This is a genomic window from Streptomyces similanensis, assembly GCF_039543625.1.
Classification (GTDB): Bacteria; Actinomycetota; Actinomycetes; order Streptomycetales; family Streptomycetaceae; genus Streptomyces; species Streptomyces similanensis.
In genome coordinates this window covers 33134-58390 of sequence record NZ_BAABKC010000117.1, presented here as the reverse complement: position 1 = coordinate 58390, position 25257 = coordinate 33134, and the positions used below count along the sequence as shown (strand labels likewise).

At 74.4% G+C, this 25257-nt stretch carries 21 protein-coding genes and 2 pseudogenes; 6 read left to right on the top strand and 17 right to left on the bottom strand.

Translation table 11 applies throughout. From position 1 onward, the window contains the following. Positions 1-212 precede the first annotated feature (212 nt). The 8 genes and pseudogenes from ABEB07_RS33450 to ABEB07_RS33420 form a co-directional block, all read right to left on the bottom strand. The gene (locus ABEB07_RS33450) at positions 213-1115 is read right to left on the bottom strand and encodes a S1 family peptidase (protein ID WP_345671776.1); all 903 of its coding nucleotides are present in this window, start codon (positions 1113-1115) and stop codon (positions 213-215) included. Between the two features lie 263 nt (positions 1116-1378). Next, positions 1379-2158, bottom strand: coding sequence for a DUF1684 domain-containing protein (locus ABEB07_RS33445; protein WP_176148396.1), 780 nt, complete (start codon positions 2156-2158; stop codon positions 1379-1381). Beyond that, the gene (locus ABEB07_RS33440; RefSeq protein WP_345671775.1) at positions 2155-3996 is read right to left on the bottom strand and encodes an LLM class flavin-dependent oxidoreductase; all 1842 of its coding nucleotides are present in this window, start codon (positions 3994-3996) and stop codon (positions 2155-2157) included. The genes ABEB07_RS33445 and ABEB07_RS33440 overlap by 4 nt, the downstream gene beginning before the upstream one ends. Further along, on the bottom strand, positions 3993-5072 hold the full coding sequence (locus ABEB07_RS33435; RefSeq protein WP_345671773.1) for an LLM class flavin-dependent oxidoreductase: 1080 nt from the start codon (positions 5070-5072) through the stop codon (positions 3993-3995). The genes ABEB07_RS33440 and ABEB07_RS33435 overlap by 4 nt, the downstream gene beginning before the upstream one ends. Positions 5073-5103: 31 nt before the next feature. Continuing rightward, positions 5104-5265: pseudogene (locus ABEB07_RS39345) on the bottom strand (ectoine/hydroxyectoine ABC transporter ATP-binding protein EhuA); the annotation flags it as partial. Between the two features lie 41 nt (positions 5266-5306). Continuing rightward, positions 5307-5771, bottom strand: a pseudogene (locus tag ABEB07_RS33430) (ATP-binding cassette domain-containing protein); the annotation flags it as partial. A gap of 37 nt (positions 5772-5808) precedes the next feature. Then, positions 5809-7566, bottom strand: coding sequence for an FAD/NAD(P)-binding protein (locus tag ABEB07_RS33425; protein WP_345671772.1), 1758 nt, complete (start codon positions 7564-7566; stop codon positions 5809-5811). Next, complete coding sequence (locus tag ABEB07_RS33420) at positions 7563-8423, bottom strand: amino acid ABC transporter permease (protein ID WP_345671771.1); 861 nt, start codon at positions 8421-8423, stop codon at positions 7563-7565. The genes ABEB07_RS33425 and ABEB07_RS33420 overlap by 4 nt, the downstream gene beginning before the upstream one ends. Positions 8424-9047: 624 nt before the next feature. Here ABEB07_RS33420 and ABEB07_RS33415 point away from each other — a divergent pair. Next, a complete protein-coding gene (locus ABEB07_RS33415) occupies positions 9048-10004 on the top strand; it encodes an ABC transporter substrate-binding protein (protein WP_176148400.1) in 957 nt (318 codons plus the stop codon). A gap of 22 nt (positions 10005-10026) precedes the next feature. Here the strand turns inward: ABEB07_RS33415 and ABEB07_RS33410 are convergent, their stop codons facing one another. Further along, positions 10027-11334: a DUF5685 family protein gene (locus tag ABEB07_RS33410; protein WP_345671770.1), complete on the bottom strand. Its 1308-nt coding sequence runs from the start codon at positions 11332-11334 to the stop codon at positions 10027-10029. Positions 11335-11646: 312 nt separating this feature from the next. Here ABEB07_RS33410 and ABEB07_RS33405 point away from each other — a divergent pair, with 312 nt between their 5' ends. Continuing rightward, positions 11647-12084: a cell division protein SepF gene (locus tag ABEB07_RS33405; RefSeq protein ID WP_164588688.1), complete on the top strand. Its 438-nt coding sequence runs from the start codon at positions 11647-11649 to the stop codon at positions 12082-12084. A gap of 36 nt (positions 12085-12120) precedes the next feature. Here the strand turns inward: ABEB07_RS33405 and ABEB07_RS33400 are convergent, their stop codons facing one another. Together ABEB07_RS33400 and ABEB07_RS33395 are read right to left on the bottom strand one after the other, a co-directional pair. Continuing rightward, positions 12121-13317: an acyl-CoA dehydrogenase family protein gene (locus ABEB07_RS33400; RefSeq protein ID WP_345671769.1), complete on the bottom strand. Its 1197-nt coding sequence runs from the start codon at positions 13315-13317 to the stop codon at positions 12121-12123. Positions 13318-13521: 204 nt separating this feature from the next. Then, positions 13522-15129 carry an MFS transporter gene (locus ABEB07_RS33395; protein WP_345671768.1) on the bottom strand — a complete coding sequence of 536 codons (1608 nt, stop codon included), beginning with the start codon at positions 15127-15129 and terminating at the stop codon, positions 13522-13524. Positions 15130-15387: 258 nt separating this feature from the next. Here ABEB07_RS33395 and ABEB07_RS33390 point away from each other — a divergent pair, with 258 nt between their 5' ends. Then, complete coding sequence (locus ABEB07_RS33390; protein WP_345671767.1) at positions 15388-16677, top strand: hypothetical protein; 1290 nt, start codon at positions 15388-15390, stop codon at positions 16675-16677. Positions 16678-16970: 293 nt separating this feature from the next. After that, on the top strand, positions 16971-17993 hold the full coding sequence (locus ABEB07_RS33385) for a phosphatase PAP2 family protein (protein WP_345671766.1): 1023 nt from the start codon (positions 16971-16973) through the stop codon (positions 17991-17993). Between the two features lie 43 nt (positions 17994-18036). Here ABEB07_RS33385 and ABEB07_RS33380 read toward each other — a convergent pair whose 3' ends face one another. The 3 genes from ABEB07_RS33380 to ABEB07_RS33370 form a co-directional block, all read right to left on the bottom strand. Beyond that, positions 18037-18252 (bottom strand): I78 family peptidase inhibitor, encoded by a 216-nt coding sequence (locus ABEB07_RS33380; protein WP_176148405.1) that lies wholly within the window; start codon positions 18250-18252, stop codon positions 18037-18039. 375 nt (positions 18253-18627) lie between these two features. Then, positions 18628-19656, bottom strand: coding sequence for a helix-turn-helix transcriptional regulator (locus ABEB07_RS33375; protein ID WP_176148406.1), 1029 nt, complete (start codon positions 19654-19656; stop codon positions 18628-18630). Between the two features lie 65 nt (positions 19657-19721). Further along, positions 19722-20462 (bottom strand): LysM peptidoglycan-binding domain-containing protein, encoded by a 741-nt coding sequence (locus ABEB07_RS33370; RefSeq protein WP_345671765.1) that lies wholly within the window; start codon positions 20460-20462, stop codon positions 19722-19724. A 549-nt stretch (positions 20463-21011) separates the two neighbouring features. Between ABEB07_RS33370 and ABEB07_RS33365 the strand changes: the two genes are divergently transcribed. Next, positions 21012-21830 carry a hypothetical protein gene (locus ABEB07_RS33365; RefSeq protein ID WP_345671764.1) on the top strand — a complete coding sequence of 273 codons (819 nt, stop codon included), beginning with the start codon at positions 21012-21014 and terminating at the stop codon, positions 21828-21830. Between the two features lie 38 nt (positions 21831-21868). Then, positions 21869-22243, top strand: coding sequence for a hypothetical protein (locus ABEB07_RS33360; RefSeq protein ID WP_176148409.1), 375 nt, complete (start codon positions 21869-21871; stop codon positions 22241-22243). An 87-nt stretch (positions 22244-22330) separates the two neighbouring features. Here the strand turns inward: ABEB07_RS33360 and der are convergent, their stop codons facing one another. The 3 genes from der to cmk form a co-directional block, all read right to left on the bottom strand. Next, complete coding sequence (der, locus tag ABEB07_RS33355; protein ID WP_164589852.1) at positions 22331-23815, bottom strand: ribosome biogenesis GTPase Der; 1485 nt, start codon at positions 23813-23815, stop codon at positions 22331-22333. A 63-nt stretch (positions 23816-23878) separates the two neighbouring features. Then, positions 23879-24601: a lysophospholipid acyltransferase family protein gene (locus ABEB07_RS33350; RefSeq protein ID WP_425589127.1), complete on the bottom strand. Its 723-nt coding sequence runs from the start codon at positions 24599-24601 to the stop codon at positions 23879-23881. Next, complete coding sequence (gene cmk, locus ABEB07_RS33345; protein WP_176148411.1) at positions 24559-25254, bottom strand: (d)CMP kinase; 696 nt, start codon at positions 25252-25254, stop codon at positions 24559-24561. Before cmk ends, ABEB07_RS33350 begins: the two co-directional genes overlap by 43 nt. Positions 25255-25257: the final 3 nt, after the last annotated feature.

Genomic DNA, 25257 nt, shown 5'->3' with positions numbered 1-25257 from the left:
TGCGTTCGCGCTGCAAACACTACGGGCGAGTAACCGATAGGCGCTGCGTGAGGTCTAGTCCTGTCCTGAAATCGCCTGTCCGGGAACCGTTGTTCGTTCCGTACGCAGCGCGAAGCCCCCGCACGCCGGTTCGCGTGCGGGGGCTTCATCTGCTGCCGGCCGCGGATACGGTGCGGACCGGGGCCGTGCGCACGGCCCCGGGGACGGGGACGTCAGAAGACGTGGACCCCGTAGGCGCTCAGCGCCTCCGTGACCGGCTGGAAGAAGGTCGTGCCGCCGGAGGTGCAGTCGCCGCTGCCGCCCGAGGTCAGGCCGTAGGCGACACCGCCGTTGGAGTACAGCGGACCGCCGGAGTCGCCGGGCTCGGCGCAGACCGTGGTCTGGATGAGGCCGGAGACGACGTCGCCGCCGCCGTAGTTGACCGTCGCGTTGAGCGCGGTGACCTTGCCGCTGTGGATGCCGGTGGTGGAGCCGCGGCGGTAGACGGTGGTGCCGGTCGAGGGGGTGGCCGCGCTGGTGATGTCCACGCTGCCCACGGTGCCGGACTTGGTCACCGAGCTGTTGGTGTAGCGCACGATGCCGTAGTCGTTGCCGGGGAAGGAGGAGCCGGCGGTGGTGCCGAGCGTGGTGGAGTGCGACGAGTTCGACCACCAGGTGCCGGCGCCGTCGGTGCAGTGACCGGCGGTCAGGAAGTAGTAGTTGCCGCTGGAGTCCTGGACGTTGAAGCCCAGCGAGCAGCGCCAGCTACTCGCATAGATGGCGTCGCCGCCGGAGATCAGCTTGTTGAACTTGCCCGCGGTGCGCTTGATGGTCAGGGCGCCGGAGTCGGTGCCCGCCTGCTGCTTGATACGGGAGATCTGGGCGTCGGAGACCCGGCTGTCGGCGGTGACGACGACCCGGTTGTTCTTGCTGTCGACCACCCAGGCGGTGCCCGGGACGTCGGCCTTCAGCACCGAGTCGCTCGCCTTGGTGAGCTGGGCGGCGCTGAAGGTGTCGGTGTCGGACGCGTTCGCGCTGGGGACCGCGAACGCGGCGGCGGCCACGAGTCCGGCGGCGATGGCCACCACCCGGGTCTGTCTCGTGATGCCGCGGGGGGCCGTGCGCTTGATCCTCACTTTTCGTGCCTCCACAAAGGAAGTCGGGGGCCCGCGTGGGGTCGGGGCCCGTGAGGCGCAGCCGGGGGCGGTCGCCCGGATGCCGGACGTTGTGTGCCCCTGACAAGCGCTGTGGGGGAGTATTCGGCCGAACGGACGGTCGGCGCAAGAGTGCCTTTCGGCCGTGCGACTGTGTTCGCTTCGAGTGGACTGTGTGCGATCAGGGGGATATGACGGCCCGTCAGCATCGGGTGCCGACGGGCCGCCGTACGCCGGGCCCTGGTTCAGAGCAGCGTGCGCTCCCCCGCCGGTATCGCGAGGTCCAGGGTGTTGCCCGGCGGCGGGAAGGGGCAGAGGAAGCCGTCGCCGAACGCGCACGGCGGCAGCACCGCGCGGTTGAAGTCGACCGTGGTGCGTCCCTCGGCGTCCGGCGCCCCGGGGTGCAGGAACCGGAAGCGGAAGCTGTCGTGTCCGCTGGTGGCGTCGGCGAACACCGCCCACAGCGTGCCGTCCGGCTGCTCGGCCGCCTGGAGCGTCAGCTCCCGCTCGGCCAGTGTGAACGCCAGTTCCCCGGCCAGGGCGAGGCCGCGCTCCCGGCCGTCCGCGTTCGGCACCCGTACGGTCCGGCCCTCGGCGTAGCGGGTGAAGCGTCCCGGCACCGACCAGCGCGGGTCGTGGCCGGTGGCCGCGATGCCGCGGAACGCCCGGCGCGCGGGGGCGGCCGGGTCGAAGTCCCGTACGCCCCACAGGCCGTCGCGTTCCAGCAGGACCAGTCGGCGGTCGCCCAGCGCGACCCGGGCGTCCGGCGCCGGCGCGGTGTCGGCGCCGAGCCGCACCTCGCCGTCGAGGGGCCGGCCGTCCACGGTCAGCCCGTCGGCGGCGGCGGCGATGAGCACGACCTCGTCGCCGTCGGCCGTCCAGACCCCCGGGATGTCCGGAAGTCGACCGTCCGGATGGTCCGCGAGCCAGTGCGTGCCGGTCAGCGCGAGCGGGCCGTAGGGCGCCGACACCGATGCGGTGCGGCCCTCGTGCCACTGCTTCCACTGGTCGGATGCGTCCGTCATGTGATCAACCCTTCCATGTGCGGCCGGGTGGCCAAACCGAGGTGTGAGCGCAGCGTGGCGCCCTCGTAGTGGGTGCGGAACGCGCCGGCGCGCTGGAGCAGCGGCACCACGCGGTCCACGAAGTCGTCCAGTCCCGCGCCCGGCACGGGGTACGGGACGAGGACGAAGCCGTCGACGGCCGCCCGCCGCACGAACGCGGCGAGTTCAGCGGCGACCGCCTCCGGCGTACCGGCGAAGACGAGCGGTTCCGGCCCGCCCGCCCCGCCGTCGCACTCGGCCGCCCCGGTGACGGCAGCGCCGCCCGCCTCGGCGCTACCCGCACCGGCGACAACCGCGCGCACCAGGCCGGCGACAACCGCACCGCCCACTCCGGCGGCGACCGCGTCGCCCGTACCGGCGGTGACCGCACCGCCCGTACCGACCAGGCCGGCGACAACCGCCCCGCCCGCACCAGCCAGGCCGGCAGCAACCGACCCGGCCGCTCCGGCGGCGACCGCACTGTCCGTATCGGCTGCAGCCGCCCCGGCGGTGACCGCGCCATGCCTGCCATCCGTACCGGCGCACCCCGTACCAGCCGCTCCGGCGGTGACCGCGCCGCCGCCCGCACCGGCGACAGCCGCACCAGCGGCGACCGCTCTCTCCGTACCGGCGGCAGCCGTACCGTCCAGGCCGGTGGCGACCGGCCCGCCGGGAGCACCCGCCACCGGTCCCTCCCCGTCGAGGACCGGCCCGAACGGGCCGACGGCGAGCGGGCCGGCCGTGACGGAGGCGAGTTCGCTCACCGCGACGGCGCCCGGCCCGCCCGCGTCCGCACCGGCAGCGTCCCGCCCGGCCGCGTCCAGGTCTGCCGCGTCCAGGTCGGCCGCGTCCGGTCTGGTCGTGCCCCGCCGGACCGCGGCCGACTCCCGGGGCGGCGGGCCGGCGGCGCCGTCGCGGTGCCGGGTGAGGCGCGGGGCCGGCACGGGGCCGGTGACCGGCGGTCCCTGGGCGGCGTACGCCGGCCGGGCGGCGGCCCGCAGCGCCGCCGCCCTCTCCACCGCCTGCGCCTGGCTGTCGCCGAGGACGACGTGCGCGCCCTGGAGGATCCGCAGGTCGCCGGGTGCGCGGCCGTGGCGGGCCAGCCGGCCCTTGACGTCGGCGTAGAACGCCTGCGCGTCCCGCAGCGTCCGGGGCCGGGTGAGGACGACGTCGGCGCTCGCCGCGGCGGACTCCCGCTCCTCCTCCGAATCGCCCGCCTGGATGACGACCGGATGGCCCTGCGGCGGGCGCGGCACGGTGAACTCGCCCGCGATGTCGAAGTGCCGCCCCCGGTGGGCGAACGGCCGCGGGCCGCCCTCCGGCGTCCAGGAGTCCCACAGTTCGCGTGCCGTGGCGACGAACTCGGCGGTCCGGGCGCACCGGTCGGCGCGGCCGGGTTCGCCGCCGCGCCGGGCGTCCTCGCCGGTGAGGGCGGCGACGGCGGTGTTCCAGGCGGCCCGGCCGTCGCTGAGGTGGTCCAGGGTGGCGAGCCGGCGGGCGAGTTCGTAGGGCTCGTCGAAGGCGGGGTCGGCCGTGGCGGCGAGCCCGAGGCGCTCGGTGACGCCGGCGAGCGCGCTGAGCACGCTGACCGGCTCCGGGCGCCCGGCCCCGGCCGGGCCGCGGGTCCCCGTCCCGCGCCGCCCCTCGGCGAGGAGGAGGAAGTCGAACAGGCCGCGCTCGGCGGTGCGGGCGAGGTCCTCGCAGGCGACGAAGCCGGTGCGGCTCCCGGGCGGGGTGCGGCGCGGCCCGGACGCCGCCGGGGCGGCGGTGCCGGGGAGGTAGGCGGCCAGGTGCATCCGCCGGGGCGGCCGTACGGTCATGCCGCGCCTCCGGCCCGGGCGTAGCGGCTCGCGGGCCGGGCCAGGCCCAGGTGCTCGCGCAGGGTGCTGCCCGGGTAGAAGGTGCGGAACAGGCCGCGGTGCTGGAGCAGCGCCACGGTGCCGTTGACCAGCCGTTCCAGGTCGCGGCGCGGTTCGGCGGGCAGCAGGTGGAAGCCGTCGACGGCGCCGGCCCGGTGCCAGGCGGCGATCAGTTCGGCGAGGTCGACGGGGCCGCCGCGGTACAGCGGGCCGCGCTCGCTGGGCCGCGGGCCGCCCCCGCCGTGGCCGCGCTCGGCGGCGTACTCGCCGTCGCCGAGGTCGACGACGAGCGAGGCCAGCACCCGCAGGGACCCGGGGTCACGGCCGAACCCGGCGGCCGCGGCGCGCAGTCGGTCGCGCAGGGCGGCGGCCTGCGCCGGGCTCGCGGCGCGCACCAGGACGACGTCGGCGTAGCGCGCCGCCGTGGCGCGGGCGTGCTCCTCGGTGGCGTCGACCACCCGTACGGGGTGCCCCTGCGGGGGCCGGGGCACGGCCGAGGGGCCGCGGACGGAGAAGGTGCCGCCGGTGAAGTCGACGGGGTGCAGCCGGTCCCGGCCGGCCGGACGGTCGCCGGCCGGGTCCCGGGGGCCGGTGTCCTGCTCCCAGCTGTCCCACAGGCGTTCGGCCGCCTCGGCGACCTCCGCGGCCTCCTGCCACAGTTCCTCGGCGGGGGCGGCGTTGCGGCGGCCGAAGAGGCGGGCCTCGCCCTCGGTGGGCGACACCTCGATCCGCCAGCCCGCCCGGCCCCGGCTGACCCAGTCGAGGGTCGCCACGGCCGCCTGGACCTGGAACGGCTCGGTGTGCGTGGTGGTGACGGTGGGGACCAGGCCGACGCGGTGCGTGGCGGGGGCCGCCCGGGACAGGACGGCGAGCGCGTCGGGGCCGGGGCGGGCGAAGCTGTCGTCGAGGGTGACGAAGTCGAGCCGGCCGCTCTCGGCGAGCCGGGCCGCCTCGACGTGCGGGCCGGCGTCGTAGGCCTGCTGGCCGCCGATGTCGGCGGCCAGGTGCAGCAGCGGCCGGCCGTGCGGTGCGGTCATCGCGGTAAGTCCTTTCGGTGCCGGGCCACGCTCAGACGACCTTGGAGAGGAAGGCCCGGGTCCGCTCGTGCCGCGGCCGGTCGAGCACGGCGTCCGGCGGGCCCTGCTCGACGATCCGGCCGGCGGCCATGAACACCACCGTGTCGGCGACCTCGCGGGCGAAGCCGGTCTCGTGGGTGACGACGATCATCGGCGACGCTCCCCCAGTGCCTGACGGCCGGGGGGCGCCCCCAGCTGCCGGCCGCCGGAGAGCTGGGCCGGGCAGGCGTCCGCCTTGTCGGCGAGGCCCACCCGCTCCAGCAGCCGTCGCGCGCCGGCCGCCGCCTCGGCGCGGGGCCGCCGGCGCACGGAGACCGGCGCCTCGACGACGTTCTCCAGCGCGGTCAGGTGCGGGAAGAGGTTGAAGTTCCGCAAGACGAAGCCGATCCGGGTGCGCTGTCTGAGCACCTCGCGCTCGGGCAGTTCGTGCAGCCGGTCGCCGGAGCGCCGGTAGCCGATCAGCGTGCCGTCCACGCTGATCGCGCCCCGGTCCACCTTCTCCAGGTGGTTGACGGTGCGCCGCAGCGTCGACTTGCCCGGTCCTGAAGGGCCGAGGGGCACGGTGACCTGGCCGGTGCGCACCTGGAGGTCGATGCCCTTGAGGACTTTCGTCGAGCCGAAGCTCTTGTGGACCGACTTGATGTCGACCATGACGCTCATGGGGGGTTCCTTGGGGTAGTTGGCGGGCGGTGGGGCGCTAGGCGGCGTTCGCGTGCGGGGCGAGCGCCCGCAGGAAGGTCAGCGCGGCCCGGGCGGTGGCGTCGTTCTGCCGGAAGGCGGGGCCGCCGGTGCGCGGCCGGGTGAACGCGCCGGGGGTGCGGCCGTCGGTGAACGGACCGAGCGCGAAGCGCCGGGGGTGCGGCCGGCCGGCGCCGTCCAGGATCCGGCTGTCGGCGCGGTCCACGCGCAGCAGTCCGTCGGGTGTCTCGGCGGCCCCGTCGGCGTGCAGGTCGCGCAGCAGGGCGTCGCGGGCGCGCCGGACGGTGGGTTCGGGCAGCCGGGCCTCGACCAGCGCCCGCGCCTCGACGGTGTGTCCGGGCACGGTGGGGCTGCTCGCGCGGAACACCCCGTCCTCGGCGGTGACGGTCATGTCGGCGCCGACGAACTTCAGGACCCCGGCCCGGGACAGCGCGAGCATCTGGCGCAGCCGGGGTCCGGGCGGGCCGGAGGCGAGGGAGCTGAAGAAGCCGTGCCACCAGGCGCCCACGTCGCCGAGCCGGACCAACTGCCCGTAGACGGAGAGCAGTCCGAGGAAGACGGCCAGGTCGGGGCTGTGCCGGGGATCGTGCCGGCGGCGCAGGCCGGCCTCGACGCGGTCGCGCAGCGCCTGCTGGAACTCCTCGGGCGTGGCGTGGTGTTCGCCGGTCAGCGGGCGGTCCAGGGCGGCGAGGTCGAGCCGGTCGGCGGGGTCGGGCACGGCGGCGGCGACGAGGGCGGCGCGTTCGCCGGGGCCGGCGTGCGCGTACCGCTCCTCGAAGTCGGCCCAGTCCAGGGCCGTTCGCTCGGGGTGGGCGGTGAAGAGGCGGTGGTAGTGGGCGTAGCCGAGTTCCTTCTCCACCAGCGGCCACACGTCCTGGCGGAAGTCGAAGCCGCCGGGGCGGGCCAGCAGCGCCTCGGTCTCGGCGGGGCCGAGGAAACGGGGCAGCGGCGGGCGTTCGCCGGTGAGGTCGTAGCCGATCTTGGAGTGGTACGGCACTCCGCGCCGCGAGCCGACGTACAGCACCGGCTCCTGTCCCGAGGGCAGGTAGGCGTCCTGTGCGTAGCGGCCGCCGCGGCCCTCGGTGAGCAGCACCATCAGATCGACGAAGGCGAGCCCGAAGCCGCGCACGAGGACGGGTTCGCCGGCCTTCAGGGCGGACAGGTCGCTGTCGGCGGTGAAGTCGGGCGGCAGGTGGACCAGGCCGTGGGTGCGGGCGTAGGCGGTCAACTCCGCCTGCTGCGGCTCGTGTTCGGCGTCGAGGTGGCCGAGGGCGAGGACCACGAGGTCGGCCGGGAGCGGGCGCGGGCGGCCTTCCAGCCACACCTGCTGGCGGCCTTCGCGCGGGCCGCCGACGCGCAGGGCGCGCGTGGGGTGGTGGTGCACGGTGACGCCGGGTGGCAGCGCGGCCACCGCGTCGTCGTGGACCCAGCGCAGATAGGCGCCCTGGAGGCGGCGGTCGGCGAAGGTGCTCCCGGCCAGGCCGGCCCACTGGTGCAGGGTGGGGCCCTCGCGCACCGGTCCGGCCATGTCCACGGTGTCGTCGGTGAACATGGTGACGTCCTCGGCGTGCGAGTTCATCCACAGCAGCGGCGACTGGGCGTCGCGCCAGATGCGGCCGCCGCCCGGCGGGTGCGGGTCGACCAGATGGATGTCGAGGTCCGAACCGCCGTACAGCTCGGCGGCGTTGGCGGCGATGCGCTCGATGAGACCGGTCCCCCGCGGCCCGGCCCCCACGATGACGAGTGCGGGTTTCACCGGCCGCTCTCCGACCCGCGCGCGTAGTGCCGCTCCACGTAGTGCTGGCCGACGCTGAGCACCGAGGTGACCACGGTGTACCAGAGGGTGGCGACCATCAGCAGCGGGATGACCTGGTAGGTCTGGTGGTAGATGAGCTGCGTGGAGTAGAGCAGGTCCTGCACGGCGATGACGCTGACGATGGAGGTGCCCTTGAGGGTGCCGATCAGCATGTTCCCGGCGGGCGGCACGATGGAACGCATCGCCTGCGGCAGCACGATCCGCTGCCAGCGCCGCCACCGGCTCAGGCCGAGCGCCTGCGCGGCCTCGATCTGGCCGCGGCCGACGGAGAGGATGCCGCCGCGCACCACCTCGGCGGCGTAGGCGGCCTCGTGCAGGGTCAGGCCGATGATCGCGACGGTGACCGGCCCGAACAGGTCCACGGTCCGCACGCCGAGGACGCGCGGGTACAGCGCCCCGATGTTGAACCACAGCAGCATCTGGACCAGGATCGGGATGGAGCGGAACAGCCAGACGTAGCCCCAGCTGACCGCGCGCAGCACGGGGTTGGCGGAGAGCCGGAAGACGGCGAGCAGGGTGCCGAGCGCGAAGCCGAGCGCCATCACCACGGCGGTCAGCCAGAGGGTGAGCCACAGGCCGCGCAGGACGGAGTCCGAGGTGAAGTAGTCGGCGACGACGTCCCATTGGAAGGCCTTGTTGCGGATGACGGAGGTCAGCGCGAGGCCGAGCAGGACGAGGACGACGGCGGCGGCGGCCCACTGGCCGAGCCGGCGTTGCGGCACGATGCGCGGCACGTCCGCCGGTTCGGGTGTGTCCGGGGCGGTGGCCTTGACGAGGGTGATGTCTGAGGAGGACATGCGAAGGCTCCGTGATACGTCGAGTGGAACACGGTGGTGCCTTCACACGGGAGCGCGCCTCTCGCGGGGCGCGCGGCAACGGCCGAGCCCCTCAGCAGGGCCGTTGACAAGGAGAGTACGGCCCCGTTTCCCCTCGCTGTCAAGGCTGTCCATCATGTGAGCCGTACGTCTCAAGTCGGTTGACGGGAATCCGGATGCCTGTTCCACTTGGCCCATGCATTCGCAGCAGTGGCTGGTCACGCGCTCCCACATCGACTTCGGTCGTGTGTGGTCCTGTTCCTGTTGAGCCGACCCCCTGCGCGCCCCTGTGAGCACGGGCGCTTTTAGCGTTCTCCTTTCTCCGACCGGTTCCCGCCAGGCTTTCCCGCCAGGCTTTCCCGCCCGGCTTTCGGCCCGGCTTTCCGACCGGCGTCGCGTCCGTTCGGGGCGTGCCGCCCGCTTTTCGCCTCCGCCCCTGTCCGCAGGGTCCGTTCCTCGCGTCCAGCGCAGCATCCGAGCGTTGTTCCCGCCTTCACACGCGCTCCCCTCCCCTCGCTTGCCCTCGCTTTTCCTCGCTTCCCCTCGCTTCCCCTCGTTCGCCCTCGCCTTCGCCGACGTTCCTTTTCCTCCCAGGAGACCGCACCCATGCGTACGCCCCAGCCGGCCCGCCGGCGGCATTTCCTCACGCTCGCCCTGATCAGTTCCGCGGCACTGCTGATGACCTCGTGCGGCGCCGGGTCGGACGACGACTCGGCGGGCGGCGGTGCGGGCACCGTGGCCAAGGGCGTCCGGATCCCCACCACCGACGTCGTCTCCGGCATCCGCAAGGACCCGGCGGCGGCCGGACTGCTGCCGGCCGGGGTGACCCGCCTGACCATCGCCTACAGCGTGGGCGACACCCCGCCCGGCACCTCGCACCTCGCCGACGGCAAGACCCTCGCCGGCCAGGACGTCGACTTCGCCGACGCCGTCGCCAAGGTGCTCGGCATCCGCCTGGACAAGCAGGAGGCGAGTTTCGAGGCGATCCTGCCGGCCCTCGGCAGCGGCAAGTACGACATCGGCGCGGGCAACTTCGGGGTGACCGAGGCGCGGCGCAGGACGATCGACTTCGTCACCTACATCAACGACGGCCAGGGCTTCGCCGCCCGCAAGGACAGCAAGCTCCAGAAGATCACCGAGCTGAAGCAGCTGTGCGGCCTGAACATCGCCACCGGCGCGGGCACCACGTTCGAGGCCACGCTGGAGCAGAACAAGCACGTGTGCGCGGACGCGGGCGAGAAGGCGTACAAGGTGCAGACCTACGGCGAGTCCGGCGCGCTGTGGTCCTCGCTCCAGCAGGGCCGCAGCGACGTGGTGATGTCCACGATCAACGGGCTGCGGTACTCGGTGGCCCGGCAGCCGGGGCTGAAGTTCCTCAACGAGTTCCACCGCCTCGACGTCGGCTTCGCCTTCAAGAAGGGGACGAAGCTGGCGCCGGCCTTCCAGGCCGCGGTGAACAAGCTGATCGCCGACGGCACTTACCGCGAAATCCTCGACAAGTGGGGCACCACCGGCTCGGCGATCAAGCGGTCGCAGATCTCCCCGCCGGAGCTGAAGGACTGACGGTCCGAAGCCGGGTCCGCCGTCACACCCCGCAGTCGCAGCAGGAGCAGCACTCACAGCATTCGCAGCACTGGCACGCCTCGCAGCACGAGCAGTCGCAGTCGCCGCAGTCGCAGTTGCCGCACGCGCCCTCGCGCTTCTTGCGCGACCACGGCCCCTCGAACTCGTCGGCGCAGCACGCCTTGCAGGTGCAGCACAGTCCGACGGCCGCCGCGCACCCGGCCCAGAACCCGCGCTTGCCCGGCCGCGGCGGCTCACCGCCGAGGGGGTGGTGCCCCCGGGAGGGGTCGTAGGGGCCCGCGGGGTCGTAGGGGCCGTGCGGGTGCTGGGGGCCCTGCGGGGCGTACGGCCCCTGCGGCGGGCCGAACGCGCCCTGCGGCGCGGGCGGATGCCCGGGCGCGTGGCCGGACGCGTGACCGGGCGCGTGACCGCAGGAGGCGGTGCCGAAGGCGCGGTCCACGGAACGCGGCAGCTCGTGCGCGAGCAGCAGATGGGCGAGGCGTCCGTCCGCGCCGCGCCCCCGCGCGGACTCCCCGGACCCCCAGGCGACCTCGCGCAGGGCGAGCCGGATGCCGTGCACGGCGTCGTCGGCGAGCCTGCGCGCCTCGGTGAGCGGGGTGCCGGTCGCGGTGAGCGGGTTCCAGGCGCCCGAGGCGGCGTCGGCCGCCTGGTCCTCCACCGCGTCCAGCAGGTGCGCGAGCCGGCCGAAGAGGCGGCCGGCCTCGGCGAGCGGTGCGGCGTTGGCCGGCCGTCCGGCCAGGTGCGCGGTGTAGGCGAAGGCCGCGGCGGTGGCGGTCTCGGTCGGCTCGGTGACGGCGAGGACCGGGGTGCCGGGGCCGGCCAGCGCCTCGACGCCCGCCTGCCGGTCCACCGCGTCGAGCAGGACCGCGGTGTCGAAGCCGACGGCGGCGCCGGTGCGGGCGCCCGCGCGCCCCCAGCCGGCGGCGGCCCGGCGCGCGGCGAGCGCGACCGGCCGCCGGGCCAGCAGCCCGTCCCCGTCGGCGACATGGTCGCGCACCTTGGCCGAGGCGAGCACCAGCGAGACGGCCGCCGCGAGCCGGGCGCCCTCGCCCTGGGCGACCGACGCGGTGCGCATCCCGCGCAGCGGGCACGGCCCCGCCGTGCGCCGGCCGCCGCCCGTGCCGCCGCCGTCGCCCGCCTGAGCCTCCGTCAGGACCGATACGAGCAGTCCGTCGTAGTTCGTCACGATCCGTGCGAACTGTCCGTGATCGCCGCGCAGCGCCAGACAGAGCCCGCAGAGATGCGCCATCCACTGAGCCTTGAGATGATCACCCAGCCGGTGACCGCATGGCCTGACGATTCCGAACACGACGTTCCCCCGTGGTGTGTACGACGCTGAGCTGCCGCATCGTATCGGCCACCCCGTTCGCCCGGACGTTCACCCGTACGCACCCATGGTCACCCGACTGCCATCGCGCCACATGGACAATCATATTTCACTCCCAGTCAGCAGCCGTGTAGGAAACGACCCTTGGGGCACAAGGCCCTCGACGGATCGGGCTGTGCACCAGTACCGTCACAAACCCCCCGCGCGGCGTCTATCCACTTGGCGCACCGTCCGCATCATGGATGACCATAGGGATGCGGAAAGCACGAAAGACCGCTGTGAGAGGAGGCGTCCATGGGATCGGTACGCAAGGCGAGTGCGTGGCTCGGCCTCGTCGACGACAACGAAGACGAGCGCTACTACGACGACGACTACTCCGAGGGACCCGAGGCCGGCGACGCCTGGGTGACCGACCCCCGGGTCAAGGTCGCCGCGGACACGGCCGAGGACAAGGGCCGCCGGATCGGCACGGTGACGCCGGACAGCTTCCGCGACGCCCGCGCCATCGGCGAGCTGTTCCGCGACGGAGTGCCCGTGATCGTGAACCTGACGGCCATGGAGGCGGGCGACGCCAAGCGCGTGGTCGACTTCGCGGCCGGGCTGGTCTTCGGGCTGCGCGGGTCCATCGACCGCGTCTCCACCCGGGTCTTCCTGCTCTCCCCCGCCGACACCGAGATCATCAGCGGTGACCCGGCGGCGTACCGGTCCGACGGCTTCTTCAACCAGAGCTGAGGCAGGGCCGCGCGTCGGCCCTGCCCCGTCCGGGGCTCACCGGAAGGCGTCGAGGCCGGTGAGCGCCTTGCCCAGCACGAGCTGGTGCATCTCGACGGTGCCCTCGTAGGTGAGCACCGATTCCAGGTTGGTCGCGTGCCGCATCACCGGGTACTCCAGGGAGATCCCGTTGGCGCCGAGGATCGTGCGCGCCGTGCGGCAGATCTCGATCGCCTCCCGCACGTTGTTGAGCTTGCCGAAGCTGACCTGCTCGGGACGCAGGCGGCCGGCGTCCATGCGCCGCCCCAGATGGTGGGCGAGCAGGATCCCCTTGTGCAGTTCGACCGCCATGTCGGCGAGTTTGGCCTGGGTGAGCTGGAAGCCGCCGATGGGCCTGCCGAACTGCTCGCGCGACTTCGCGTACTCCACGGCGGCCTCGAAGCTGGCGCGGGCCGCGCCCATGGCGCCCCAGACGATGCCGTAGCGGGCGTGGGAGAGGCAGCTGAGCGGTCCGCGCAGTCCGGTGACCTCCGGCAGCACGGCGTCGGCGGGCAGCCGTACGTCGTCCAGGACGAGTTCGCTGGTGACGGAGGCGCGCAGCGACCACTTGTGCTTGATCTCGGGGGCCGAGAAGCCGGGCGCGTCCGTGGGGACGACGAAGCCGCGGATGCCGTCCTCGGTCCGCGCCCACACGACCGCGACGCCGGCCACGGAGCCGTTGGTGATCCACATCTTGCGGCCGTTGAGGACCCAGTCGCCCCCGTCCCGCTTGGCGTGGGTGCGCAGGGCGGCGGGGTCGGAGCCGTGGTCGGGCTCGGTCAGGCCGAAGCAGCCGATCACCTCGCCGGCGGCCATCGCAGGCAGCCACCGCTGCTTGTGCTCCTCGGAGCCGAAGCGGTGGATGGCGTACATCGCGAGCGAGCCCTGCACCGAGACCAGCGACCGGATGCCGGAGTCGGCGGCCTCCAGCTCCAGGCAGGCCAGCCCGTACTGGACGGCGCTCGCGCCCGCGCAGCCGTAGCCGGTCAGGGACATCCCCAGCGCGCCGATCGAGCCCAGCTCGCGGGCCAGGTCCCGGATGCCGGGCAGCTCGCCGTTCTCGTACCACTCGGCGATGTGCGGCAGCACGCGGTCGGCCGCCCAGGCGCGCACGGTGTCGCGGACGGCGAGGTCCTCCGGCTCCAGCAGATCGTCGATCCCGAGCGGGTCGGCGGGGTCGAACGGGGGCAGCGACGATGACGACGACGCCGGCATGGGCACCTCCGACTAGGAAACTAGCACCGCTAGTTAAAGGACTCTCGCGCTGACGTTACGACGCGAGGTGCCCCACGTCCAGCGTCCCCCGCCACGCGAGCCGCCCCGGCCCGCGTCCAGCCCGCGCCCGTTCCCCGTCGGATCCGCGTCCAGCCCGCGCGCGTCCCGCGTCCGGGCCGCGCCGTCCGGCGGCGCGCGGCGCGCTCACGCCGAGACGCGCGAGCGCTCGGCCTCGCGCTGCGTGGGCAGACCCGCCGCGCCCTCCTCGGCGTCGCACTGCATCGCCCGCGGCAGCCGGCACGCGGCGACCGCCCCGAGCAGCAGCAGCGCGGCGCTCACCAGCAGCGTCACGTGCAGTCCGTGCACGAAGGAGTCGCGGGCCGCGCTCCGCAGCGCCCGTCCCGGCGCCCCGCCGAGCCGCCCGGCGACCTCGTAGGCCTCCCCGAGCGAGTGCGACGCCGCCGCCGAATCCTTCGCCGGCACCCCCGGCACCCGGGCCAGCCCCGGCGCGTACGCCGCGTTCATCACCGTCCCCAGCAGCGCGATGCCCATGCCCGCGCCCAGCTGGTACGACGTCTCGCCGATCGCCGCGGCCCCGCCCGCCCGGTCCGCGGGCGCCTCGCTCAGCATCGACTCGTACGCCCCGAACAGCGTCGTCTCCAGACCGAAGCCGAGCAGCACGAAACCGCTCAGCAGCAGCCCGGAGTCGTCCTGGCCGCCCATCGCGGTCAGCACCAGCACCGCGACGGCGGTCAGGCAGAAGCCGGCGCACACCGTCCGGCGCGGTCCGAACCGCCTGAGCAGCCGCGCGCCGAGCAGTCCGGCCGCCATCGCGGCGAAGGTCAGCGGCAGCAGCCGCAGCCCGGTGCCCAGCGGCGACAGGCCCAGCACCAGCTGGAGGTACTGCGCCGCGATCAGCTCCAGGCCGACCAGCGCCAGCATCGCCAGCACGATGCAGCCCACCGCCGTGCTGAACGCGGGCCGCGCGAACATCCCGAGGTCCACCAGCGGGTGCGTCCTGCGCCGCTGCCGCCGTACGAACGCCACCAGCAGCGCCGCCCCGGCCAGCAGCGGCCCCAGGGTGAGCGGGTCGAGCACGCCCTCCCCGCCGCCCAGCCGCTTGACGCCGAGGACCGCGCCGAACAGGCCGATCGCCGCCATCAGGGCGCCGGTCACGTCCCAGGGGCCGTCCCGCTCGCCGGTCGACTCGGGCAGCAGCAGCCGGCCCACCGGCAGGCTGACCAGCATCAGCGGGATGTTGACGAGGAAGACCGAGCCCCACCAGAAGTGTTCGAGCAGGAAGCCGCCGAGCAGCGGTCCGACCGCCGCGCCCACCGCGGCGACCGCGCTCCACACGCCGATGGCCACCGCCCGCTCGCGGCGGTCGGGGAAGACCTGCCGCAGGATCGACAGCGTGGCCGGCATGATCATGGCGCCGCCGACGCCGAGCAGCGCCCGGGCCAGGATCAGCGTCTGCGGATTCGGCGCGAAGGCGGCCGCGGCGGAGGCGACGCCGAAGAGGGCGTAGCCCAGCAGCAGCACCCGTCTGCGGCCCACCCGGTCGCCCAGCGTGCCGAAGAGGATCAGCAGCGAGGCGCAGACCAGCGGATAGGTGTCGACGATCCAGAGCAGTTCGATGGCGCCGGGCCTGAGGTCCTCGGTGACGGCGGGCACCGCCACGTGCAGCACGGTCGCGTCCACCGCGACCAGCAGCAGGCTGACGCAGAGCACGACCAGGACGGCCCAGCGGTTCGCACCGGCTCCGGCCGTCCGACGGCGCGGCCGGGCAAGGACCACGGTCGTCCCGGACATGTGCGTACCTCCCAGATGAGCCCTCGCGTTCGGCGGGCCCGCGGGGCGGGGACTCCCCACGGCTCGGCCGGAGGGGAGCGGCGCCTCCGGCCCGCGCAACGGTGTGCGAGTGACACGTCAGCGTACGCGAGTGCGCCCCGCGCACACATGGCCCACCTCTCACCCTCCCCGCCGAAGCCTGTGGCGTACGCCACGACCGGGCCGGGGAGCGCGCCCCGGCCGGCGGTCCGCTCTCCGCCCCGGTCGATAATCGAGCCCGTGATCGATCATGCGACGCGTGCCGCCCCGGCCCGCCCCACGGCCCTGCGCCGGGCCGCCCCGGCCCTGCTCGGGTACGCGGCGGTGCGCGCCCTGGGCCTGCTGGTCCTCGCGGTGTGGAGCGCCGCGCGCGGCAAGAGCGCGTACACCCTGCTGACCGCCCGCTGGGACTCCCTCTGGTACGCCAGGGTGGCCGACGGCGGCTACGGCTACGAGGTGCGGCTGGCGAACGGCGACGTCCACTCCGACCTGGCCTTCTTCCCGCTGCTCCCCTGGCTGGAGCGGCTGCTCGCCGCGGTGGGCCCGCTGTCGTACGCCGACGCGGGCTTCGTCGTGAGCCTGCTCGCCTCGCTCGCCGCCGCGTGGGGGATCTTCGCGGTGGTCGACCACGTGTACGGCCGCACCGCCGGTTCCGCGTCGGGCGGGGCGGCGGTGGACGGCGGGCGGGCCGGACTCTTCGCCGTGCTGCTGTGGGCGGCGCTGCCGGTCGGGATCGTGCAGTCGATGGCGTACAGCGAGTCGCTGTTCACGGCGCTCGCCGCCTGGTCGCTGTACTGCGCGCTCACCGGCCGCTGGGTGGGCGCGGGCGCGCTGGCGCTGGCGGCCGGGCTGACCCGGCCGGTCGGACTCGCGGTGGTCGCCGCGGTGTGGACGGCGGCCGTCCTCTCTTTCGTGCGCAACCGGAGCACGCCCGTCCCGCACGGCGCGCGCACCGCCCCGCACGCCCCGGAGTCCGCCCCCCGCTCCCCCGCCCGCCGCGGCCTCGGGGGCTTCCGGGGTCTCGGCGACCTGGGGCTCCCCGGGCTTCTCGGGGTGCTGCTCGCCCCGCTCGGCGCCGCCGGGTACGTCCTGTGGGTCGGCCGGCGCACCGGCGACGGCCTCTTCGGCTACTTCGACGTGCAGGCCGGCTGGCGCAACGGGTTCGACGGCGGGTACGCCTTCGCCCGCTTCGTCGCCGCCAAGCTCACCTCCTTCCCCGCCGCCCTGGCCGGCCTCGGCCTGATCGCCGGGGTCGCCCTGCTCGTCCGGCTCTACGTCGTCGGGGTGCGGCAGCGGCAGCCGCTCCCGCTGCTGGTGTACTCGGGCGTCGTCACCGCGCTGGCGCTGTGCGCGTCGAGCTACTTCGGCTCCAAGCCGCGCCTGCTGCTGCCCGCCTTCCCGCTGCTGCTGCCGCTCGCGGCCGCGCTCGCCCGCACGCGCGCCGCCCGGGCCGCGCTGGTGGTGGGCGGCGTCGCGCTCGTCTCGGCGGTCTACGGGGCGTTCTGGCTGAACGGCTCCGGACCGCCGTGACCGGCCGCGGGCCATCATGATCGACTCCCGGCCATCATGATCGACTTCTCGGGGCGGCCTTCCGGCGGACACCGTGTACGGGCGGTGAATTCCGCCCGTGCCTCCGGTCAACGCATTCATAAGCGCCCGATAAGAGTTCACCGGAATGATCAAAGGAAATGCAGGCCGGTGGGCGGGCGTATTAGTGAATCCGGGGAAATAAAGACCCGTTGAGAGCAATCCCACATCACATCGTCATCACAAACCACGTGATGCGTCAGGGAACTGAGCTCACTCGCTGTAACGTCGATTAGGTGCGTACCGAAGGAACCGTCACCCGCCTGGACCGGGTGTTCGCCAGGCTGGACCGTGAGCCGCACCGGCCGGCGCACATCGACGTGCCGCGGATGAGCCGGCACCGGCTCGTGCTGTTCTCGGCGATCCTGGCCTTCTACCTGGCGATCGTCTGGGCCGTGGTGACCACCTCCTGGCTGGTCCGCCTGGACTGGCAGGTCATGTTCTTCCGGCCGTACCAGCAGTGGCCGCAGATCCACGCGTTCCTCGACTACTACGTGGTGCTGGGCCAGCGCGGCCCGACCGCGGTGATGATCGCCTCCTGGCTGGGCTGGCGCGCCTGGCGGCAGCACACCCTGCGCCCGCTGCTCGTCCTCGCCACCTCGCTGCTGTTGCTGAACGTCACGGTCGGCGCGGCCAAGTACGGCATGGGCCGCCTCGGACCGCACTACGCGACCGTCATCGGCTCCAACGAGATGTGGCGGGGCGGCGATATATTTCCCAGCGGCCACACCGCCAACGCGGTGATGACCTGGGGCATCCTCGCCTATCTGGCCTCCACCCCGAGAGCGCGCCGCTGGCTGTCGGCGCTGTCGGCGGTGACCGCGCTCGGCGTCGGCCTCACCACCGTGTACCTGGGGACGCACTGGCTGAGCGACGTGCTCCTCGGCTGGGCCGCCGGACTGCTGAACCTGCTGGCGCTGCCCTGGTTCGAGCCGCTGATCGCCCGGACCGAGAACTGGCTCTTCGCCCTGCGCGACCGCCTGCGCGACCGCTACGGCCGCGGCGTGCCGATGCCCGCGCCCGAGCTGACCGGCGGCGCGCCCGGACTGCTCAAACCGCGCGCTCCCGCTCCGGAGGAGGCGCCGGCGACCCGCGAGGCGGTCGGCGCGTCCCGCTCGCTGCGGCCGCCGGCCTTCCACCACGCCGCCGCCCCGCACACCACGCGGGGCGAGCGCGCCCCGGTCACCCCGGCCGGCAGCCGCCGGCCGCCGCACTCCGACCGCGTCCCGCACAGCACCACCACCGCGGCCCGCCCCTGAGGTGCGGGCCGCCGGCCGTTCCGGCGGGGCGGGCGGCGCCCGGTCAGCCCTTCCAGGCCCGGGCCACCCGGCCCTCCGCCACCTCGAAGTTCAGCCGCCCGTACCGGTACTCCATGGTGATGACCGTGCCCGGCGGCAGCGACCGCACCGTCGTCCAGCCGCGCTCCCGCGCCAGCCGCTCGGCCTGCTCGGCCTCCAGGCCGACGTACCCTTCCGGACTGTCCTGGGGCTCCGCGGGCGGAGTGGGAATCGGTGCCATACGGCCACGCTAGGGCCTGCCACCCCGGACGGGGAAGCCCGGCCCGACACCGGCTGTCACCTGCCCCAGCGGCCACAAACGCCCCCACTGTCACATTTCTGTCACAGGACCACGACATCCGGGCACCACCCGCACCGTCGGCCCGGACGGCCGCACGACCGCCTTCGTCCGGCCATTCGAACGGAATTCCCCGCGCCCCGCCAGGAACGGCGCCGCCCGTGCACGGCGCCTGCGGCGACCGCCGGAAAAACCCGGCGGAAAGTACGCGGAGAAGGGTTCCCGGCGCGTTCGCGGGCGAGTTCGGCGAGGCATTGGGCCGCCCGTGCGCACGGATTCCGCGACGCCCCGGCAAAACCCGGCGCCCGCACAGGAATTTCACCGTTCCGCCACAGCGTCCCCGTCGCGCGCCGCGCCGTCCCGGCCGCCCTCGCCGTCCCGGCCGCCGCGGGCCAGGGCGGCGTCCAGCCGGTCCCGGGCGGATCTGATCGCCTCGGTCAGCGCGGCCGGCTCCAGCACCTCGAACGGGAGGCCCGTCATCATCACGTGGACGACCATCGTGTCCAGATCGGCGGCGCCGGCCCGCAGCACGCAGGCGTCCGGCCCGTCCGGCTCCAAGGTCCCGGCGGAGGGCGAGACCCGCTCGGCCGCCGCCGCGTGCGGCACCAGCAGCCGGACGGCGGCCTGCTGGGCGTACACGCGCCGCGAGACGCCCTCGGAGACGTAGGCGGCGAGGTCGTCGGCGGGCGGGGTGCGCGGGGCGAACCGCGGACCGTGCGGCGGCCTCGGGGTGAGGCGGTCGACGCGGAACGTGCGCCAGGCCGCGCGGTCGAGGTCCCAGGCCACCAGGTACCAGCGGTACTCGGTGCACACCAGCCGGTGCGGTTCGACGCTGCGGCGGCTCACCGTGCCGTCGTGGCCCCGGTACCCGAAGCGCAGCCGCTCCCCGTCCCGGCACAGATGGGCCAGCTCGGTCAGGACGGCGGGGTCGACCGGGGACGGCCCGGCGGTGCGCAGCATCGGCACCGTGTAGTCGTGGAGCGCGCCCACCCGGCGGCGCAGCCGGGCCGGCAGCACCTGCTCCAGTTTGGCCAGCGCCCGCACCGAGGTCTCGCCGATGCCCTCGATGCCCTGTCCGGCGGCGGTGCGCAGCCCGACGGCCACGGCGACCGCCTCGTCGTCGTCCAGCAGCAGCGGGGGCAGCTCGGCGCCCGCGCCTAGCCGGTAGCCGCCGCCGGTGCCGGGGCCGGCGTCGACCGGGTAGCCGAGGTCGCGCAGCCGGTCGACGTCCCGGCGCACCGTGCGCGCGGTGACGCCGAGCCGTTCGGCCAGCTCGGCCCCGGACCACTGGCGGTGGGCCTGGAGCAGGGAGAGCAGCCGCAGCAGTCGTGCCGAGGTCTCCAGCATGGGGGCGAGTCTGCCAGGCGTCGCGGACAGGTTCGGTCCGCGACGCCTGGCTTCCTCGGCGCGGGTCAGAGCGCCAGGCGCTGGCCGGGCACGATGAGGTCGGGGTCGCCGCCGATGACGGACGCGTTGACGGAGTAGAGCCGCTGCCAGCTGGTGCCGTTGCGGGTGGCGATCTCGCTGAGGGTGTCGCCGGCGCGGACGGTGTAGCCGCCGTGCGCTCCGCCGTGCCCGGCGCCGCCGGTCCCGGTCGCGGGGGCAGAGTTCCGGCTCTCGCGCCGGGCCGTCTCCCGGGCCGACTCGTAGGAGCTGCGGGTCTTGGGGGCCTTGTACGTCGATCCGGTGCCGGACCCGGAGGCCGAGCCGGAACCCGACCCGGAGCCGGAACCCGACCCGGAGCCCGAACCGGCCGCCGGCGCGCCGCCGGACGCTCCGGCGCGGGCCGAGCACACGGGCCACGCGCCCCAGCCCTGGGCCTGCTGGACCCGGGTGGCGACGGCGATCTGCTGGGACCTGGAGGCCCGGTCGGCGGTGGCCGCGTAGGCCGCGCCGCCGTAGGCGCGCCAGGTCGAGGCGGCGAACTGGAGGCCGCCGTAGTAGCCGTTGCCGGTGTTGATGTGCCAGTCGCCGCCGCTCTCGCACCGGGCGATGCGGTCCCACACCCCGCTGTCCGCGGCGTGGGCTCCGCCCGCGGCGGTCAGCAGGCCGAGCGGCGCGAGCAGGGCCGCCCCGGCGAGGACCGCCGTCGTCCGCGCCCTACGGGCGCCTTCGGGCGAGGAGTCGGCGTGGATATGGGCACATTCGGACATGTGGATCCCTCTCGGACGACCCGGGGTACCCCAGGGCGTGGCGCGCCCGCCGCGCGAGAACGCGGTCGGCGCGCTCGCCCCGTCCGCCGTGCGGGGTCGTGCCAGCAGTGCTGGTGGTGCTGGGCGGTGCGGTCGGCGGACGTACCCGGGCGGTGCTCGGTGCACCCGGCGGAGGAATGTAGGGAGGGCGGGCGGCACACTTCAACCAATCGCCCGTTCCGGCAGGCCAGTTGGGGGTTACCGGCGGGAACGGCTTTTTTCGGCCACCCACTTCATTCGCTGATTTCCTGATTTGTCGACCTGTGGCACGACCACCATGTGACCCACTTCACCCGGTCAAGCCCCTTTACAGGGCGACGAGTTGACAGGGAGTGGCGGGTTCCGCACCACCGGTGACCGTGGGCACAGGATGGTTCGATTCCGTTCGCCTTGGTGCGTGACTCCCGCCACAGATCGCCCGTTGTCATCTTCATGAGCCGGGGGCCCTCCCGGTTCCTGGGCCGGGAGCCACCCGGTCCCGCCACGCACCGCATCCCGAGGGAGCCACCCGTGCCGCGCATGCTCGACGTCAGCGACGCCGTACGCGCCGAGATCGGCGACGAAGAGGCCGACCGGCTGCTCGCCGGAGACAACGCCCCGGGCAGTTACGACTGCACGTCCTGCCGCACCCCCGGCGACTCCGCCCAGGAGCGCACCAGCACCGTCCTGTTCGTCGGGGACGAGACCGCCGTCCTCGCCTTCGCCCACGCCACCTGTCTGCCCTCGCAGGTCGTCCAGGTCACCGAGGAGCAGCTGCGCGGCGCGGTGCGCTCGATCAACGCGGACGCGGGCGCCCCCGGCGGGGCGCCGGCGCAGACCGTGCCGCAGCAGACCGCGCCGCAGCACGCCGCCCCGGAGCAGGCCGTGCTCGGCGTGACCAGCGGCCTGGTCCTGATCGCCGGTGAGCTGCACCCCGCGCTCGTCGTCGAGCCGACCGCCCCCATCGTGCGCCCGGGCACCAACGGCCCCGGCGACGAGTTCCTCCAGCTCCTGGTGGAGCAGGGCTACCAGCCGGCGCCCGCCCTCGACGCCGTGCCGCCCGTGCTGCACGGCTGGTCGGTGCTGCTGGCCGTGGGCCAGCTGCACGCCGTCCTGCAGCCCAGCACCGACGGCGGCCGCCCGGTGGCGTGGTGGCAGGCGCACCAGCCGCTCCAGGTCACCGACGGCTGGCGGGCCGCCGCCAACAAGCACCAGCAGGTGCTGCTGTACGCCGCGCCGGTCGGCGCCATCGGCCGCCAGCCGCGCGAGGACCTGCTGCGCGACGCGCTGGACCGGGCGGCGGCGCAGGGCAGGCTGGTCGCGGCCACGCTGCCGCTGGCCGGCACCTGAGCCCGCATCCCTTCCGGCCCGGGGTCGTTGGGACATACGTGCACGCATACGACGCTCCCCGCCGCCAGCCCTACTCGCCGAGCCGGTCCGCCGCGCGCCCCGTCCAGGACCCCCACGGCGGCCCCTCGGCCACGCCGATCTTCGACGCGCTCTACGCCGAGTACGTCAAGTCGTACCGGACGCTGCCGGGTGACCGCAGCGGCGAGGAGGACCTGGGCTTCGTCGCGTTCGGGAACCTGTCGCACGGCGCGGGCTCGCACGCGTACGTCGCCTACGGCGGCCGGACGTACGGCGCCCGGCACGGCGGCGGGCCGCAGCAGGCGCAGTGGCAGCGCGTCGGGACGCTGGGCCGGCCGGAGCCCGGTCCGCACCACGTCCCGGCGGCGCTGCCCCCCGCCCGCCGCGGCGACTGAACCCCGCGCACGCCGCCCGCCGGCCCCGCGCCGGACGGCGAGAGAGGGCGGCCCCCGGTCGGGGGCCGCCCTCTCTCGCCGTTCACGTCACTTCTTCTTCGCGCCGCGCTTCTCGCGCACCCGCACCGAGATGTGGATCGGGGTGCCCTCGAAGCCGAACTCCTCGCGCAGCCGGCGCTCGATGAAGCGCCGGTAGCCGGCCTCGATGAAGCCGGAGGCGAACAGGACGAACCGCGGCGGCTTGGTGCCGGCCTGGGTGCCGAACAGGATGCGCGGCTGCTTGCCGCCCCGGACCGGGTGCGGGTGCGCGGCGACCAGCTCGCCGAGGAAGGCGTTGAGGCGGCCGGTCGGCACCCGGGTCTCCCAGCCGGCCAGCGCCGTCTCGATCGCCGGGACCAGCTTCTCCATGTGCCGGCCGGTGCGCGCCGACACGTTCACCCGCGGCGCCCAGGCGATCTGCGCGAGGTCGGTCTCGATCTCCCGCTCCAGGTAGAAGCGGCGCTCCTCGTCCATGGTGTCCCACTTGTTGTAGGCCACGACGAGCGCGCGGCCCGCGTCCACCGCCATGGTGATGATGCGCTGGTCCTGCACCGACACGGACTCGGAGGCGTCGATCAGGACGACCGCCACCTCCGCCTTCTCCACGGCGGCCGCGGTGCGCAGCGAGGCGTAGTAGTCGGCGCCCTGCTGGAGGTGGACGCGCTTGCGGATGCCGGCGGTGTCCACGAACTTCCAGGTGATCCCGCCCAGCTCGATCAGCTCGTCGACCGGGTCGCGGGTGGTGCCGGCCAGCTCGTCGACGACGACGCGCTCCTCGCCGGCGACCTTGTTCAGCAGCGAGGACTTGCCGACGTTGGGGCGGCCGATCAGGGCCACCCGGCGCGGGCCGCCGAGGCCGGCGCCGCCGAACGTCTGGCGCGGCGCCTCGGGCAGCACCTCCAGGACGCGGTCGAGCATGTCGCCGGTGCCGCGGCCGTGCAGCGCGGAGACCGGGTGCGGCTCACCGAGGCCGAGCGCCCACAGGTAGGCGGCGTCGGACTCGCCGCTCTGGCCGTCCACCTTGTTGGCGCACAGCACCACGGGCTTGCCGGCCTTGCGCAGCAGCCGTACGACCGCCTCGTCGGTGTCGGTGGCGCCGACCTTGGCGTCCACCACGAAGACCACCGCGTCGGCGGCCTCGATGGCGTACTCGGCCTGGGCGGCCACGGAGGCGTCGATGCCGAGGACGTCCTGCTCCCAGCCGCCGGTGTCGACGACCTTGAAGCGGCGGCCCGCCCACTCGGCCTCGTAGGTGACGCGGTCGCGGGTGACGCCCGGCTTGTCCTCGACCACGGCCTCGCGGCGGCCGATGATCCGGTTCACCAGGGTCGACTTGCCGACATTGGGGCGGCCGACCACGGCGAGCACCGGCAGCGGGCCGTGCCCGGCCTCCTCGATGGCGCCCTCGACGGCCTCGACGTCGAAGCCCTCGTCCGCGGCGAGCTGCATGAACTCCGCGTACTCGGCGTCGCCGAGCGCCCCGTGCTCGTACTCGTGCTCGGCCGAGCCGTCGGGCTGGATGTCGTCGTTCATGAAGTCCGTACCTCGTAGTTCATCGTGGTGGTCGGTGGAGCGCCGCGGGTGCGCGGTGATCCACTACTCAAGTCTCGCCCGGCGGCCGGTCAGCCGCCTGGCGTTCTCCAGGTGGGCGGCCAGCTGCTTCTGGATCCGCTCGGTGGCCTCGTCCAGCGCCTTGCGGGTGCGCCGCCCGGAGCCGTCGCCGGCCTGGAACGGGGCGCCGAAGACGACGTCCACGCGGGAGCGCAGCGGCGGCAGCGCCTTCACCAGTGTGCCGCCGCGCTCGGCGCTTCCCAGCACCGCCACCGGGACGATGGGCGCCCCGCTGCGGACCGCGAAGTAGGCGAGGCCCGCGCGCAGCGAGGCGAAGTCGCCCTCGCCCCGGGTGCCCTCCGGGAAGATGCCGAGGACGCCGCCGGCGTCCAGGACGCCGAGGGCCCGGGTGATGGCGGTGCGGTCGGCGGTGCGGCGGTCCACCTCCAGCTGTCCGATGCCGGTCAGGAAGGAGCCGAGCGGGCCGACGAACGCCTCCTTCTTGATCAGGAAGTGCACCGGCCGGGGCGCCACGCCCATGACCATCGGGCCGTCGATGTTGTGCGAGTGGTTGACGGCGAGGATCGCCGGACCGCTCGCGGGCACCTTCCAGGCGCCCAGCACCCGCGGGCGCCACAGCCCGTACATCAGTCCGACGCCGATCCGGCGGCCGACGTCGGCGCCGCGCTCCGACGGCGGCCCCGCCGTGCGCTCCGGAGCAGCGCTCACTTCGCGGCTCTCTTCTCCTCGACCAGGGTGACGACGCACTCGACGACCTGGGCCAGCGTCAGGTCGGTGGTGTCCACCTCGACCGCGTCGCCGGCCTTGGCCAGCGGGGAGGTCTTGCGGGTGGAGTCGGCGGCGTCCCGCTTGATCAGGGCCTCGCGGGTGGCCTTGACGTCGGCGCCCTTCAGCTCGCCGCTGCGGCGGGCGGCCCGCGCCTCCGGGGAGGCGGTGAGGAAGATCTTCAGGTCCGCGTCGGGCAGCACGGTGGTGCCGATGTCGCGGCCCTCGACGACTATGCCGGCCGGGGCGGCGGCGGCCAGCGAGCGCTGGAGCTCGGTGATGGCGGTCCGCACCTCCGGCACGGCGCTGACCGCGCTGACCTGGGAGGTGACCTCCTGGGTGCGGATCGGGCCCGCCACGTCCACGCCGTCGACGGTGATCGTCGGGTGGGCCGGGTCGGTGCCGGAGACGATCTCGGGCTTGCCGGCCACGGCGGCGATCGCGGTCGGGTCCTCGACGTCGATGCCGTTGGTCACCATCCACCAGGTGATCGCCCGGTACTGGGCGCCGGTGTCGAGGTAGCTGAGGCCGAGCTGCGCGGCGACGGCCTTGGACGTGCTCGACTTGCCCGTGCCGGAGGGGCCGTCGATGGCGACAATCACGGGCGGGGCGGTCCGGGCGGCGCCGTTTTCCACAGC

Bases quoted from the DNA above. Each gene is read 5' to 3' on its own strand.
- ABEB07_RS33445 (WP_176148396.1), bottom strand. From the start codon at position 2,158: ATGACGGACGCATCCGACCAGTGGAAGCAGTGGCACGAGGGCCGCACC.
- ABEB07_RS33440 (WP_345671775.1), bottom strand. From the start codon at position 3,996: ATGACCGTACGGCCGCCCCGGCGGATGCACCTGGCCGCCTACCTCCCC.
- ABEB07_RS33435 (WP_345671773.1), bottom strand. From the start codon at position 5,072: ATGACCGCACCGCACGGCCGGCCGCTGCTGCACCTGGCCGCCGACATC.
- ABEB07_RS33420 (WP_345671771.1), bottom strand. From the start codon at position 8,423: ATGTCCTCCTCAGACATCACCCTCGTCAAGGCCACCGCCCCGGACACA.
- ABEB07_RS33415 (WP_176148400.1), top strand. From the start codon at position 9,048: ATGCGTACGCCCCAGCCGGCCCGCCGGCGGCATTTCCTCACGCTCGCC.
- ABEB07_RS33405 (WP_164588688.1), top strand. From the start codon at position 11,647: ATGGGATCGGTACGCAAGGCGAGTGCGTGGCTCGGCCTCGTCGACGAC.
- ABEB07_RS33400 (WP_345671769.1), bottom strand. From the start codon at position 13,317: ATGCCGGCGTCGTCGTCATCGTCGCTGCCCCCGTTCGACCCCGCCGAC.
- ABEB07_RS33395 (WP_345671768.1), bottom strand. From the start codon at position 15,129: ATGTCCGGGACGACCGTGGTCCTTGCCCGGCCGCGCCGTCGGACGGCC.
- ABEB07_RS33380 (WP_176148405.1), bottom strand. From the start codon at position 18,252: ATGGCACCGATTCCCACTCCGCCCGCGGAGCCCCAGGACAGTCCGGAA.
- ABEB07_RS33375 (WP_176148406.1), bottom strand. From the start codon at position 19,656: ATGCTGGAGACCTCGGCACGACTGCTGCGGCTGCTCTCCCTGCTCCAG.
- ABEB07_RS33370 (WP_345671765.1), bottom strand. From the start codon at position 20,462: ATGTCCGAATGTGCCCATATCCACGCCGACTCCTCGCCCGAAGGCGCC.
- der (WP_164589852.1), bottom strand. From the start codon at position 23,815: ATGAACGACGACATCCAGCCCGACGGCTCGGCCGAGCACGAGTACGAG.